Raw genomic sequence first — 14,129 nt, 5'->3', positions numbered from 1 at the left:
TGCTTACATGATGGCCCCAGAGAACGCTTAGGCGTGGCCTGGGGTGGGATTGAGCGTAAAAGGCACCAACTGGCTGAGCAGAGCTTTAACCGGGGCTGCCAAGCCCAGCGCGGGCGGATGGTCAATGTCGTACCATACGCCACTTTCGCGAACACCCTCCAGCCTATCGCAGGTCACGGGCTGCGGGGTAATGTCTAGGCGAAAATGGCTGAACGTATGGTGAAAGCTGGGTGCCGCGGGCTCCCGCGAAGGGTTAACGGTATTCGTTTCCAACCAGTCGTTGAGCTCGCTGTGCCGCTCAAACTGTGGCAACCCCCATAAACCTCCCCAAAGTCCGCTGGGTGGGCGCTTTTCCAGCCATACCCGCCCTTCTGGGTCACGCAGCATCAGCATGATGGTATGCCGGGTGGGTAACGCCTTTTTCGGTTTGGATTCCGGGTAACGTTGGGTCTCGCCTTGCGCATAGGCCAAACAGACATCGTTGAACGGGCAACTTGGACAGTCTGGTTTGCTGCGTTTGCAGAGCGTGGCGCCAAAATCCATGATCGCCTGGGTGTAATCCGCCAGCCGCGTGGAGGGCGTGTAGTGCTCGGCAAGCGCCCATAACTGCCGCTCGACCGCGGGTTTACCCGGCCAGCCAGGGAGCGCATGCAGGCGAGTGAGCGAGCGCTTTACATTGCCATCGAGAATGGCAGCCCGTTTCCCAGTGCTTTGCGCAATGATGGCACCCGCGGTAGAACGGCCAATACCGGGCAGTGCCACTAAAGCATCGATGCTGTCGGTTGGCAGTTCGCCCTCATACTCTGCTAACGCAACCTGGGCGGCTTTATGCATGTTGCGTGCACGGGCGTAATAGCCCAGCCCTGTCCAGAGGTGCAACACTTCATCCTGGGGCGCATTGGCGAGGCTTTCCAGGGTAGGAAAGCGCGCCATAAAGCGCTCAAAATAGGGAATGACAGTCGTCACTTGTGTTTGCTGCAGCATAATTTCGGATATCCATACGCGATAGGCACTTCGCGGCGACTGCCAGGGCAGGTCGTGACGGCCATAGCGGTCAAACCAGGTCAGTAGGCGCTGTTGAAATTGATCCGCCGCCAGCCGCGGCCTGGGCATATCTGCCATGCTTGCTCCTAAAACAGAAAGGGGAACCAAGGGGCTAATAAAAAAGCGCCGGCGGTTAGGCCGGCGCAGCACTTATCGATTCAGCTCATACGTGGTGAAACGGCTTAGTTAAACAAGCTGCGCAGACCATCACGCAATTCCTTCCCAGCGCCTTCGCCTAATTGCTCATCCAACTGATCCAGCTTATCGCCTAAACGCTCCTCCAGCTCTTCATTGACACGATCACCTGCTTCATTACGCAGCAGGTCAACGACCGCCACCTGGAACGCTTCACGGTCAAAGCGGCACCACTCGGTGCGCTCGCCACCCAACTGCCCTTCACAACGCACGGGCAGCGGCAGTTGTTCCAACCGTGGATTGACCTCACAGGCCGCATCGGCGGTATCCACTAAGCGGGCATTGGCTTGGGTGTTGAAATTCATACTGGCGAGGTTGAGTTCACCTTCCCCTTGAACATCAATGCCGGGCAGAGTGATCAGCAGATCGTCGCTCTCGACTAACCCATTGCTGATTTGGAAGGTGGCATCGAAACGCTCAAAGCGGGTATCAGTGTGCCATTCGCGTAGCGTGCCTTCGCCTTCTAGCTGGGCGACCAACTCACACATTTGCTGAGAGATGTTGGTATTTAAGATCGCCCCATCGTTCAGGCGTGCCGTCAATGCCCCGTTGAGATTGCTGGCCAGCGCCTCGCGGGTATTGCCTTGACTCGTGAGGTCACCAGAGAGGTTAAAGCGACCCCGCAGAGGCGACGGTTTTTGGTCTTCGCTAAGGGCTTCAATCAGTGGCGCCACCTGAACGTTGTTAACGGAGGGCGAAAGCGCCCATTCCAAAATAGTGTCTGTGGCATCGATTTGACCGGTGGCACTGAGTTCACCTTCATAGAAACCCGACTCAAAGGCCGTTAGACGATGAATGCCATCGTCGCCACGCAACTGTAGGCGGGGGTTGTTGAACGTTAACCCGGCTAGCACGAGGTTATCGATACTGAGATCGCCCTCTATCGAAAGCCCAGTGAGAAGCGATTGCGGCACTAATGTGCTGGTTTCCTGGGCAAAGGCTTTGCGCAGCAGGCCACGGCTAGCCTGTTTGGCGGTAGCGGCACCGGGTAGATAACGGTCCAGGTCGAGTTGATCACCGGCCAAATCGAACGCTAAACGTGAACCATCCAGCGCGGCGGTCAGTTCACCGGTAAAGGTGCTGTCGTCCACCACCAGCGACAGGCTGGGCAGTGTTAGCTGCTCCCTGTCACCTTCGATAGGGCTGGTCATGGCGACATCGCTGAGTGCAGCTTCGCCCGCTGTCGTGAGCGTAACGCCAGCACGGGCAAGCCAGGGGCGCAGCGTAAACGGCGCGGCGGTTAGCTGACCGCGATAGCGTGGCGCATCGCGCAACTGCTCTACATTAAGATGGCCACTGACTTTTAAACCGTCGGGCCCGGTGAGCTGTAGCTCTTTAAACTGTGCCGTTTGTGCCTGCCAATCGCTCTCCAGACCAAACGCCAGTGACAGCGCCAGGCTGCCCTGCCAGTTGTCGGCATTGCGAAGACCAGCTTCGAGCAGCCCTTCTGTGACCGAAAGCTGCTGCTCGCCCATTCGGGCAACCAGCTCGGCTGCTTTCAAGCTGAGCTGCTGAGGCTCACTCTCCGCCCCTTGTGTGGTTCGCGTGGTGAGTGCCATGTTTTCCAGCACGAAAAGCTCATCGGCCAAACCAAGCCTTACGCGGGTTTCAAGATTGATTTCACTTGATAGGTCAGGCGCGCGCTCGAGTACTTCGGCATCCAGCCGATTATGCTTGGTCAGCGTAAACATTGCCTTAAGCGGGAAGGGGCGCACCGGGTTGACGTTACTGCCTGAGATATTGAGTTGCTGCATGCGCCATAAGGCTTCGGTTTGTGCGTCCCGGAAGCGAATATCGGCGTTCTTCACTTCGACGCTAGCAATACTTAGCACCACCGCTAAGCTACCTGCATCGGCACTGGGTCCCGCACTGGCAGGCGCCAGCACCGTTTCAGCGGTGCTTTCATTATGTTCGGAGAGCCGCTCTAGCAAGGGTTCCCAATTACCTTCGCCTTGGGCATCGCGCTCCAGGTTAAGACGCATACCGTCAAGCGTTAGGCCATCGACGGCAATTTCGCCCCGCAGTAGCGGGCCGAATGCAACGCTGACTTCGGCACGATCAATGGCGGCGAAGGCGGCGCTCTCTTCCGCTTGTTCGGGCAGCCAGGCGCGGGCCTGTTCCACACTCACGCCAATACGGGGGTAGAATGACCAGGTGATCGGGCCTTCCAGGGCAAGATTAAGCCCGGTTTGCTCTTCTACAACGGCTGTTAAGCGCGGTTTGAAATCTTCTGGATCCAGGAAAGTGGTGACATACACCACGGCGGCGACGGCGACGATGGCAAGAATACCGACCGCGGCTAGCAAAATACGTAATAGCTGTTTCATTACCCTTTTCCTTGTGGGTCTAACTCTACAAAATCGCTGGTGGCAGGCCTGCCCGCCGACGGCGTTTCTGGATTGGCCATGGGCCGGTAGCCTAATTTGGAAAGCAGCACACGGTCGGCTAGCGGCAAGGTGGACGTTTCAATTCGCAAGACGCGGCCTTCCTGTTTGGCCTGTTCGCCAAGCAGTGCCATCAAGCGCGAACCAACACCACGGCGGCGCGTCGTTTTGCGTACGCAGAGTTCTGAAAGCCACCATGCCCGGTCTTCGCGCTCCTGCACGGCAACGGCGCCTAGCAGTCGGTCATTAAATAGGGCGCAGGCAAAAAAGTGCTGGCCAGCAAAATGTTGTTCAATAAATGGCTCAATCGTCGGGGTAGGCATACGCTCTTGGGGCGCATCTTCGTAGATGCGCACTAAATCAAGGCGCACTTGTTCATCGGCTTCCCAACGGGCCTGGTCGACATGGTGCAGTGTCACCGGCATGGTGAAATCCTCTTCGCCAAAGCAGTCTGGCTGCTATTTCTGCCGCAATTGATTACGGCTACATTTCGCGCATTGTAGCGGATGAGGGCGCCGATTCACTATAATGGTCGCTCACCACAGGTTATGCCCTGATCAAACGGTGGTAAGTTGATGCATTGCCACCGGCCATTTCTCAGGATCATTCCTCAGGGCCATCCCTCAGAGTGCGCCTTAGCGCAGGAGATGCAACATGTCAGCGCGTATTGCCACGGTTAGCCGTGACACCAACGAAACCCAGATCAAGGTCAGCGTCAACCTCGACGGCGAAGGCCGTCTTAGCTGCCAAACCGGCGTTCCGTTTTTGGACCATATGCTTGATCAAGTTGCCCGCCACGGGATGATCGACCTCGAGATCAATGCCGCCGGAGACCTGCATATTGACGACCACCATACCGTAGAAGACTTGGGAATTACCCTAGGCCAAGCTTTTTTAGAGGCCATTGGCGATAAGCGCGGCATTTATCGTTACGGGCATGCCTACGTCCCCCTTGATGAAGCGCTGTCTCGGGTGGTGATCGATTTTTCCGGTCGACCGGGGCTTTACATGAACGTTGAGTTCACCCGCGATACCATTGGCAGCTTGGATACCCAGCTGTTCTGGGAGTTTTTCCAGGGTTTCGTCAATCATGCCCGCGTGTCGCTACATATCGACAACATCAAAGGCTTTAATGCTCACCACCAAGCGGAAACGATTTTTAAAGCCTTTGGCCGAGCACTGCGGATGGCCGTGGCGGAAGACCCTCGCATGGTAGGTCAAATGCCTTCCACGAAGGGAAGCTTGTGATGCGACGCTGCGACTTCAACGACTTTTCCTCTCTCTCCACAAGGAGCGCTTCATGACCATTGCTGTGATCGACTATGGAATGGGTAACCTGCATTCCGTGGCCAAAGCGCTGGAGCATGTGACGCATGAGAATGTAGTCATTACTCGTGATCCGCGTCGTATTCTTGGCGCGACTCGTCTCGTCCTGCCCGGCCAAGGGGCCATTCGTGACTGCGTCGGCGAACTCGAGCGTACCGAATTACGCGGACTGGTGGACGATATTTTAACCCGCCAGGCTAAACCGCTGCTGGGGATCTGCGTCGGGCAACAAATGCTACTGGAGCGCAGCGAAGAGAATGGCGGTGTAGAGTGCCTGGGCTTTTTCAAAGGCAGTGTTGACCGCTTTCCCGGTGACATGCGCGACGCCCACGAGCAGCGTTTAAAAGTACCGCACATGGGCTGGAATGTGGTCGAACAGAATCATGACCACCCGCTATGGGCGGGGATTGATAACCGTGAACACTTTTACTTCGTGCACAGCTATTACGTCAATGCGGATAACGATGCCCAGGTGTTTGGTACGACCCAATACGGCAAAGTCAGCGCCCATGTCGCGATTGGTCGTGACTCTACTTTCGCCGTTCAGTTTCACCCAGAAAAAAGCTCCCGCGCGGGCCTTCGCCTGCTAGAAAACTTTGTCACCTGGACGCCCTGAGAGGATTTTGTATGTTGGTAATTCCCGCTATTGATCTCAAAGACGGCCAGTGTGTGCGATTGAAGCAGGGTCGTATGGAAGACGCGACCTCCTACGGCGATGATCCGGTGGCCATGGCGGCGCGCTGGGTAGAGGCTGGCGCTCGCCGCCTTCATTTAGTCGATTTGAACGGTGCCTTTGAAGGCAAGCCGGTGAACGGCGACGCTGTCACCGCCATTGCCCGCGCCTATCCGAATCTGCCGATTCAAATTGGCGGCGGCATTCGCAGTGCGGAAACCATCGAGCATTATTTAAGCGCCGGTGTTTCCTATGTGATTATCGGTACCAAAGCGGTGAAAGAGCCGGCTTTCGTGGGTGAAATGTGCCGCGCCTTCCCCGGCCACGTGATTGTGGGGCTCGATGCCAAAGATGGCTATGTCGCCACCGACGGCTGGGCTGAAGTATCGACGGTTAAGGCGACTGAGTTGGCCAAGCGCTTCGCCAACGATGGTGTCTCCAGCATCGTCTACACCGACATTGCCCGCGATGGCATGATGCAAGGCGTCAACGTCGAAGCCACCGCTGCCCTTGCCCGCGAAGGCGGCTTACCGGTGATTGCTTCCGGCGGCGTCACCAACCTGGACGACATCAAGGCTCTGTGCGCAGTCTCTGGCAGCGGCATTTTGGGTGCGATTACCGGCCGGGCAATTTACGAAGGCAGCCTGGATGTGGCCGAAGCGCAGCGATTGAGCGATCAGCTAACGGGAGGCGGCTCATGAGCCTTACCAAACGTATTATTCCCTGCCTGGACGTAGACGCCGGGCGAGTGGTCAAAGGCGTCAACTTCGTGGGTATTCGCGATGCTGGCGACCCGGTAGAAATTGCCCAGCGCTACAATCAACAGGGCGCCGATGAGATCACCTTTCTCGACATTACCGCCAGCCACGAAGACCGCGATACCACAGTAGAAATGGTCGAGCGTATCGCGGGTGAAGTGTTTATTCCGCTCACCGTCGGCGGCGGCATTCGCAGCTGCGACGATATTCGCACCATGCTGAATGCGGGCGCTGATAAGGTTTCGATCAACACTGCCGCCGTGACTAACCCCGAGTTCGTACGTGAAGCCGCTGAACGTTTTGGCAGTCAGTGCATCGTGGTGGCGATTGATGCCAAACGGGTTTCTGAAGAGGGCGAAACGCCCCGCTGGGAGATTTTCACTCACGGCGGCCGTCGCCCGACAGGGTTAGATGCCGTTGAGTGGGCAAAGAAGATGGTGGCATTCGGCGCCGGTGAGCTACTGCTGACCAGCATGGACCGCGATGGCACCAAGATCGGTTTCGACTTGGGCGTAACTCACGCGATTTCCGAAGCGGTGAGCGTGCCAGTCATTGCCTCTGGCGGTGTGGGCAACCTGGATCACTTGGTGGATGGTGTACTGAAAGGCGGCGCCGATGCGGTGCTGGCCGCCAGTATCTTCCACTTTGGCGAATACACGATCCCTGAAGCAAAACGCTACATGGCAGAACGTGGGATCGAGATGCGCTTATAAGCGCTACGTAGTAGGCCTGCCGGGGCGTTACGCCCCGGTATCTTCAAGCGATAGGCCAAGGTTACTAATCCCACCGTTACGGCCTAACGTGCGCACTTCTTTCAAAGCAGCTTTATCCAGCGGTTCGCTGACCATCTCCAATACCGCGTCCTGAAAGTCGTTCTCATCGGCCATTAGCGGGTGGTCACGAATAATCAGCGCCAGTTTCTGGGCGTCATCCTCCCCTTCTGTGAGCTCTATAAAAGCGCGTACGCCCGCCCGTGAGGTGCGGCTAACATCCAATACGGCCTCTGGAGCGTCGCCTTGCAGAGTATCCAGCAGCGCAGAAACCGATACCACTGCATCCAGCGCGCGCCGGGCGCCAAAGCTATCATCCGCTTCGGGCGGCTCGCACTCGGCGAGTTTTTCCGCCTGGCGGGCAAAGTCGATATTGGCGTTGGGCACCGTCAGCCGTTCCCATACCAAGCTCAACACGGTACACAGCGTATGGCTGTCTCCCTGGGCGGTGGTTTGCTCATAGAGCATGTAATTAGGCAGCAAACGCTCGCACAGTGCCGCCATAAAAGCCTGCTGAGCGGGTAATGGCAGTTCTTGCAGCCGTTGGTAAAAGCCCTGGGGTTTCGACACCATACTGATTTCCTGGATCGCTTGACGTGGGATATTGGTGAAACGTAGCGGTTACGTTATCGTCTCTATGCGCTTGGGGCGATCCCCTAACGCTTTGATGATTGTACGGCCGGCGAGGAGATTACCATGCATATTCATCTGCTACAGCACGGCCCTGACCATGGCCCCGCCCGTTTAACCGACTGGTTGACCAGTATGGGCCATAGTTACACCGTTTTTCATCTCTATGCTGGCGAGTTAACGCCACGACCCAACGAAGCTGATGCACTGATTGTACTTGATGGACCTGAGGCGCTACTCATCCAACCACCAGCGTGGTTTAAAGCGGAAGATAAGTTGATCAACCGCTACCTGGATGGCCAAAAACCGCTGTTGGGTATTGGCCTTGGTGCTCACTGGATAGCGCAGTCGCTCGGTGCGGTGGTAGCCCCCGGCACCTATGCAGAAACAGGCTGGCATACGGTGACCCTAGCGCCGGAAAGCTCTTTGGATTTGCCCGAGTCGTTTAGCGCTTTTATGTGGCATCGCTATGTTTTCAGCTTGCCCGATGAAGCTTTTCCTCTGGGTGGCAGTGAAGCCGCACCGCTGCAAGGCTTTACCTGGGATAGAGGCCGCGTGATCAGCCTGCTGTGCCATTTGGAAGCCACCCCCGTCAGCGTTAACCACCTACTGAGCAATGCCGATCGGCCCAGTGCTTCGCCTGCCGCCGCCCGCTATGTTCAGGACGATGCGCAAATCATCGAGGATACCAACCGCTTTATTCATTTAGCGCCGCTACTTGATCGGCTGATGACACAGTGGTTAAGCACACGCTAACAGCGAGACGCCGCCGTTAGCCGTTCCATTGCTTGGCGACCGCCAGGCAGCTATCCCAATCACCGACATGTACTTCCGGCGGTGCCGTCTCGCGCCGTTTTTCCAAATGGTAGCGATAAAGCGGGTCGTAGTATTCGGTGAGTAGTGGTGCAAGCCACGCCTCATGCGCCTGGGGGTTGCCATGCGCATGTTCGTTGAATGCCAGCGTCTGGAGCCGCTGTAAACGCTGCAGGCGTGCATTTCCCAACCGCTTGGCTAAACGAATAAGCGCATTGCTCAATTGTGCCTGCATTAGCTGCCAGCCTTGATATGCACCGAAACGAGCAGCGTAAGCCTGCTCTAAATCGATAATATAGTCCTGCTGGATCTGGGCAAGGCGCCAGTCCAGCGGCATTTCGATACGCATCCGAGGTGCTTGCTGCAGCGCCCGCCAGAACTCAAGTGGAATATTGGCGTTGCCAATCTGGCGAGACTCATCCTCAATGACCAAGCCTTCGGTCAGCCCGAGCAGCCGTTTGGCCAACGCATGCTCAAAATCGATTTGGGTGGCGGGCTCTTCGGGCCTACGGCCGAAGGCAGAGCCTTTATGATGCGCGTAGGCTTCCAGGTCGACGCCATTATGGAGCTGATTGATCAGTGCCGTTTTTGCGCATCCGGTCAGCCCCGCCACCACTAGCATCGGCTGACGCGCCGCCTGTTCAATGCGTTCGCACAGCGCTTGGCGCATGGCCTTCCAACCACCTGCTAGGCGCGGCCGGGGTAGGTCGACTTCCTCCAACCACTGCTGGGCTATTTGCGAGCGTAACCCACCACGAAAGCAATAAATCACCGCATCAGGATGCTCGGCTAAGTACGCCTTCCACGCCTCCACTCTGGCTTGCTTGAGCGCGCCACTGACCAGCCGCTCACCCAGTTCGATGGCGGCAGCTTGCCCCTGCCGCGTATACGCAATGCCAACCTGGTGACGCTCCTCATCAACCATTAGCGGCAGATTGACGGCCCCCGGCAGTGCACCCTGGGCAAATTCGATCGGGGCACGCACGTCTATCAGCGGCCGCCCCTCTCTGATTAAGCTCAAAGCCGCCGGGGTGGTGGCGGGTGTCGTGGCTAGCGTCACCCGACCACCTCGATGGCGGCGTTGCCTTGGCGCTTCTTCATGACGCCAAAGGATTGCAGCGACAGACCAAACTCGCGGCTAATTCGCTCCACATCGTCTTCCCAGGCAGGGTCAACGCTTAGCAGCAGGCCGCCCGAAGTCTGCGGGTCGCATAGCCACTGCCAGTGGGCCTCATCCATCGCCGGAAAGCGCTCGCCAAGGGCATCACGATTGCGCAGCGTGCCACCCGGCACGGCGCCTTGGCGACGGTAAGACTCGGCTTCGGCTAAGCGCGGTAGCTTACGGAAATCAATTTGTGCCATCACGTTACTGGCTTGGCACATTTCCGTCAGGTGGCCCGCCAAGCCAAAACCGGTGACATCGGTCATCGCATTCACGCCTTTCACATCGGCAAACTTCACACCAATGTTATTGGGCTTCAACATCGTTTCTCGGGCAAGCCCGTGGTGGCCCATTTCCAGCAAACCACGTTTTTCTGCCGTGGTGAGCATACCCACGCCTAACGGTTTGGTTAAGAAAAGCAAATCGCCAGGCTTGGCGGTGCTGTTTAGCTTTAGCTTCTCTAGGTCCACCAAGCCGTTTACCGCGAGCCCAAAAATCGGCTCGGGCGCATCAATGGAATGACCGCCCGCCAGGGCAACGCCTAATTCGCGGCATACCGCCTGGGCTCCTGCCATAACATCACCGGCCACTTCAGCGCTAAGTTTGTCCAATGGCCAACCTAAAATACCTAAAGCCATTACCGGTGTGCCGCCCATAGCGTAAACATCGCTGATGGCATTGGTCGCCGCGATACGCCCAAAATCGAAGGGATCATCGACAATAGGCATGAAGAAATCGGTGGTGGCGATCATGCCGCGACCATCGCCCAAATCATAAACGGCCGCATCTTCGCGCCCTTGATTGCCGACAATAAGTTGCTTATGGCCTGCCGCTGGACCTGACTTGGCTAGAATGCCATCCAGTACGTCCGGCGCAATTTTGCAGCCGCAGCCTGCGCCGTGGCTATATTGGGTCAAGCGAATCGAACTCATCGTGTCTCTCCTTGGCACTTGGGGAATATAATCAGTTTAGCGCAGCTTGGTTCAAGCTACAGGGCGTCGAGCGCATCGCTAAGCTTATCCACCGCAATGACTTCCATGCCCTTAGGCGCCTGCTTGGGTGCGTTAGCGCGCGGCACGATTGCACGCAGAAAACCATGTTTGGCCGCCTCACTGATACGCTCTTGCCCGCTGGGTACCGGGCGTATTTCGCCGGAAAGCCCTACCTCACCAAACACTACTAACTCTTTAGGCAGTGCGCGGTTTTGAAGACTCGACACCACCGCTAGAAGCACCGCCAGGTCGGCGCTGGTTTCTAGCACTTTGACGCCGCCGACGACGTTCAAGAACACATCCTGGTCGCCTGTAAACAGACCACCGTGGCGATTAAGTACCGCAAGCAGCATGGCCAACCGGTTTTGATCGACGCCGACGGCCACACGGCGGGGATTGCCCAGTGCAGACTCATCCACCAATGCCTGCACTTCGACCAGAATCGGCCGCGTGCCTTCCCACACCACCATGACGAGACTGCCCGGGGCCTGCTCCTCTTGGCGAGAAAGGAAGATGGCACTGGGGTTTTTGACCTCTTTAAGGCCCTGTTCCAGCATGGCAAACACGCCTAGCTCGTTGACGGCGCCAAAGCGGTTTTTCTGACCACGTAGCGTGCGAAAGCGCGAGTCGGCGCCCCCCTCTAATAACAGCGAGGCATCGATCATATGTTCGAGCACTTTAGGTCCTGCCAACGTGCCGTCTTTGGTGACATGCCCCACCAGCAATAAGACCGTGTTGGTTTTTTTGGCAAAGCGAGTGAGCGCCGCGGCAGACTCGCGCACCTGGGCAACGCCCCCTGGCGCCGAGCTAATATCCTCCAAGTGCATGGTCTGGATGGAGTCAATCACAAGGATTTCAGGCTTCTCACGCTCAGACACCGCCAGAATGGTTTCCACACTGGTTTCAGCCAGCATTTTCAAACCATTGGTAGGGAGTTGGAGGCGATGGGCACGCATGGCTACCTGGGAAAGCGACTCTTCACCTGTCACATAAAGAATGCGCCGCTGCTGAGCTAGCTTACAGGCCGTTTGGAGCAGCAGTGTAGACTTGCCCGCGCCAGGATTACCGCCCAGTAGAACAGCCGAGCCGGGCACTAAACCGCCACCCAGGACGCGATCGAACTCTGCAAACGTGGAGCTCATGCGCGGCACTTCACTGAGATCAACCTTGCCAAGGTCGATCACTTCCCGAGAAAGGTCGCCTGCGTAGCCTGAACGACTTGCGGCAGCGCCGCCACCGGGTCGCGCGCTCTCTAAACGCACCTCACTAAGGGTATTCCACTCTTGGCAACTGCTGCACTGCCCTTGCCATTTGCGATATTCAGCGCCGCACTCGGTACATACAAAAGCGCTTTTAGCCTTCGCCACTGCTATGACACTCCTACTGTTGCTATCGCGGTTTAAAGATTCTGACGATGCGACCGCCTGCCTTCAAAACCGCTGATCATTGCCGCCCACTACTGCCCCGCCTCGGCAAAACACAAAAGGCGGCCAGTGGCCGCCTTTTATACTACTTACTAATGCGTTACTGGCGCGTTAGCTGCAGCATTTCACCGTTCTCGAAGCGACGACGTTCTGGGTCAATCAGCTCCAGCGTGCTTTCATCAATACGCATGAAGTAATAGATCTGACCATCGCCATCCGGCGTCAGCTCGTAGACAGTCGCATCGGGATCAGACGGTGTACCGGTCAGCACTTCCCAATTACCCGCATAATTTTCATCAGGGGGCGTTTGGGGATGATTCCGATAGGTAGCGTTCAGCGTGAAAGTGCGCTCTTCCGCCGCGCTCATCTCTTCGCCCATCATCGTGACATCCAGATCGATACCGTCGCAGTTGCGGCAGGGTAACGAGCCCTGATAGTTAGCCTGTGCGGTCGCAGCTTCTTCTTGCTGCTGTTCCATCGGACCACTTGCGCAGCCAGCCAGCAGTGCCAACATAGCCGAACCGGCTAGCAAACTCTTAAGTTGCATAGAGTGTCTCCTTCATCTCGTGTTGGACATCACATTAATTTACGCGCACTTGTGACAGCATAACCGCTAGAAGGTGCGACGCACACCCCTAGCGATGCGAATGCTTGCGCTGAGTTAGCCTTCAAGCGACCATGGCATACCTTGCTAGGATAATCAGGTTACCCTCATGAGCCAATACTGGAGTCCGGCCGTTCGCGAACTAACGCCTTACGTGCCCGGTGAACAGCCACGCGAGCAACTTGTTAAGCTCAATACGAATGAAAACCCCTACCCACCGGCTCCAGGTGTCGGTGTGGCGCTGCGCGATTACGCGACCGACCATCTACGTCTCTATCCCGACCCAACGTCTGCGGCACTACGAGAAGCACTGGCAGCGACCTTTGACGTGGCCAGTCGCCAGGTGTTTGTCGGCAATGGCTCCGATGAAGTGCTGGCGTTCGCTTTTCAGGCTTTCTTTTGCCATGCGGCACCGCTGGACGTACCCGCTATTACCTATAGCTTTTATCCCGTGTACGCCAATCTCTACGGGGTAGCGCTGCGCAAGCATCCACTCAATAAGCACTGGGAAGTGGATATTGATGCGTTAGCGGCCAACAGTCAGCGTAGCGGTATTATTTTCGCCAATCCCAATGCACCCACCGGCCATGCGCATTCACTGGTGACAATAGAAGCGCTACTTAAGCGGGTGACCGACCGCGTGGTATTGGTGGATGAGGCGTACGTGGATTTTGGTGCAGAAAGCGCCGTCTCGTTAATTGACCGCTACCCCAACCTGCTGGTGACCGGCACCTTTTCCAAGTCACGAAGCTTGGCAGGGTTGCGTCTTGGCTACGCGGTAGGCTCTGAGGAACTCATTGATGGGCTCCAGCGTGTCAAAGACTCCTTTAACTCCTACCCGGTGGATAGCCTCGCCAGTATCGTCGGCATCGCCGCACTGAAAGATGTCGAGCATTTTGAAGCCTGTCGTGAGCATGTGATTACCACGCGTGAGCGTACCCGTCAGCGCCTTGAAACGCTGGGGTTTGAGGTGCTGCCCTCTAAAGCGAATTTTGTGCTTGCCCAACACGCAGATTACGAAGGCGCGCAACTCTTTGCTGGCCTACGTGAGCGCGGTATCTTGGTGCGCCATTTTAATACGCCGGAACTCAACAATTTCCTCCGTATTACCATCGGCACTGATGATGAAATGGATAGCCTGATTGAAGCGTTAGAGACAATCTGCGGTTAATCTTTTCATTGAAAAACGGTCATCTGGGCGGCGCAAGCCGCCTTTTTTATCGAATATTTCTTCCCGGCAACAAAAAACCCAGCCGGTTGGCTGGGTTTTCTGCGGTATAAGTGCCTGACGATGACCTACTCTCGCATGGGGAGACCCCACACTACCATCGGCGCTAAGCGGTTTCACTTCTGA

14 protein-coding genes and 1 rRNA gene are annotated in these 14,129 nt (G+C 56.7%); 6 read left to right on the top strand and 9 right to left on the bottom strand.

Annotation, left to right across the window (positions count from 1 at the left end):
- Window positions 1-27 precede the first annotated feature (27 nt).
- The 3 genes from mutY to ACUN8H_RS05195 all read right to left on the bottom strand — a co-directional run bounded on the left by mutY (window position 28) and on the right by ACUN8H_RS05195 (window position 4,048).
- A complete protein-coding gene (gene mutY / locus ACUN8H_RS05205; RefSeq protein WP_445531098.1) occupies window positions 28-1,122 on the bottom strand; it encodes an A/G-specific adenine glycosylase in 1,095 nt (364 codons plus the stop codon).
- Window positions 1,123-1,226: 104 nt separating this feature from the next.
- The gene (locus tag ACUN8H_RS05200; protein WP_445531097.1) at window positions 1,227-3,566 is read right to left on the bottom strand and encodes an AsmA family protein; all 2,340 of its coding nucleotides are present in this window, start codon (window positions 3,564-3,566) and stop codon (window positions 1,227-1,229) included.
- The gene (locus ACUN8H_RS05195) at window positions 3,566-4,048 is read right to left on the bottom strand and encodes a GNAT family N-acetyltransferase (protein WP_445531096.1); all 483 of its coding nucleotides are present in this window, start codon (window positions 4,046-4,048) and stop codon (window positions 3,566-3,568) included. Before ACUN8H_RS05195 ends, ACUN8H_RS05200 begins: the two co-directional genes overlap by 1 nt.
- 229 nt (window positions 4,049-4,277) lie before the next feature.
- Here ACUN8H_RS05195 and hisB point away from each other — a divergent pair, with 229 nt between their 5' ends.
- From hisB to hisF, 4 genes are read left to right on the top strand one after another with little or no spacing between them, the layout of a single operon-like run.
- The gene (hisB, locus tag ACUN8H_RS05190) at window positions 4,278-4,871 is read left to right on the top strand and encodes an imidazoleglycerol-phosphate dehydratase HisB (RefSeq protein WP_445531095.1); all 594 of its coding nucleotides are present in this window, start codon (window positions 4,278-4,280) and stop codon (window positions 4,869-4,871) included.
- 52 nt (window positions 4,872-4,923) lie between these two features.
- The gene (gene hisH / locus ACUN8H_RS05185; RefSeq protein WP_445531094.1) at window positions 4,924-5,565 is read left to right on the top strand and encodes an imidazole glycerol phosphate synthase subunit HisH; all 642 of its coding nucleotides are present in this window, start codon (window positions 4,924-4,926) and stop codon (window positions 5,563-5,565) included.
- Between the two features lie 11 nt (window positions 5,566-5,576).
- Window positions 5,577-6,323: a 1-(5-phosphoribosyl)-5-[(5-phosphoribosylamino)methylideneamino]imidazole-4-carboxamide isomerase gene (gene hisA, locus ACUN8H_RS05180; protein ID WP_445531093.1), complete on the top strand. Its 747-nt coding sequence runs from the start codon at window positions 5,577-5,579 to the stop codon at window positions 6,321-6,323.
- Entirely contained in the window at window positions 6,320-7,093 is a 774-nt protein-coding gene (gene hisF / locus ACUN8H_RS05175) for an imidazole glycerol phosphate synthase subunit HisF (protein WP_445531092.1), read from the top strand. Before hisA ends, hisF begins: the two co-directional genes overlap by 4 nt.
- A 27-nt stretch (window positions 7,094-7,120) precedes the next feature.
- Here hisF and ACUN8H_RS05170 read toward each other — a convergent pair whose 3' ends face one another.
- Complete coding sequence (locus ACUN8H_RS05170; protein ID WP_445531091.1) at window positions 7,121-7,723, bottom strand: YjaG family protein; 603 nt, start codon at window positions 7,721-7,723, stop codon at window positions 7,121-7,123.
- A gap of 123 nt (window positions 7,724-7,846) precedes the next feature.
- Here ACUN8H_RS05170 and ACUN8H_RS05165 point away from each other — a divergent pair, with 123 nt between their 5' ends.
- Complete coding sequence (locus tag ACUN8H_RS05165) at window positions 7,847-8,536, top strand: type 1 glutamine amidotransferase (RefSeq protein WP_445531090.1); 690 nt, start codon at window positions 7,847-7,849, stop codon at window positions 8,534-8,536.
- Between the two features lie 16 nt (window positions 8,537-8,552).
- Here ACUN8H_RS05165 and mnmH read toward each other — a convergent pair whose 3' ends face one another.
- From mnmH to ACUN8H_RS05145, 4 genes are all read right to left on the bottom strand, one after another.
- The gene (gene mnmH, locus ACUN8H_RS05160; RefSeq protein ID WP_445531089.1) at window positions 8,553-9,653 is read right to left on the bottom strand and encodes a tRNA 2-selenouridine(34) synthase MnmH; all 1,101 of its coding nucleotides are present in this window, start codon (window positions 9,651-9,653) and stop codon (window positions 8,553-8,555) included.
- Window positions 9,650-10,687 carry a selenide, water dikinase SelD gene (gene selD / locus ACUN8H_RS05155; protein ID WP_445531088.1) on the bottom strand — a complete coding sequence of 346 codons (1,038 nt, stop codon included), beginning with the start codon at window positions 10,685-10,687 and terminating at the stop codon, window positions 9,650-9,652. The genes mnmH and selD overlap by 4 nt, the downstream gene beginning before the upstream one ends.
- A 56-nt stretch (window positions 10,688-10,743) precedes the next feature.
- The gene (gene radA, locus ACUN8H_RS05150; RefSeq protein ID WP_445531087.1) at window positions 10,744-12,114 is read right to left on the bottom strand and encodes a DNA repair protein RadA; all 1,371 of its coding nucleotides are present in this window, start codon (window positions 12,112-12,114) and stop codon (window positions 10,744-10,746) included.
- Between the two features lie 157 nt (window positions 12,115-12,271).
- The gene (locus ACUN8H_RS05145) at window positions 12,272-12,718 is read right to left on the bottom strand and encodes a copper resistance protein NlpE N-terminal domain-containing protein (RefSeq protein ID WP_290694753.1); all 447 of its coding nucleotides are present in this window, start codon (window positions 12,716-12,718) and stop codon (window positions 12,272-12,274) included.
- Between the two features lie 166 nt (window positions 12,719-12,884).
- Between ACUN8H_RS05145 and hisC the strand changes: the two genes are divergently transcribed.
- On the top strand, window positions 12,885-13,946 hold the full coding sequence (hisC, locus tag ACUN8H_RS05140; RefSeq protein ID WP_445531086.1) for a histidinol-phosphate transaminase: 1,062 nt from the start codon (window positions 12,885-12,887) through the stop codon (window positions 13,944-13,946).
- A gap of 112 nt (window positions 13,947-14,058) precedes the next feature.
- Here hisC and rrf read toward each other — a convergent pair.
- Window positions 14,059-14,129 (bottom strand): 5S ribosomal RNA (gene rrf, locus ACUN8H_RS05135); the annotation flags it as partial.

This window comes from Vreelandella sp. V005 (assembly GCF_052645115.1).
The sequence above is the reverse complement of the archived record's forward strand: the minus strand, read 5'-3'. Positions and strand labels throughout refer to the sequence as shown.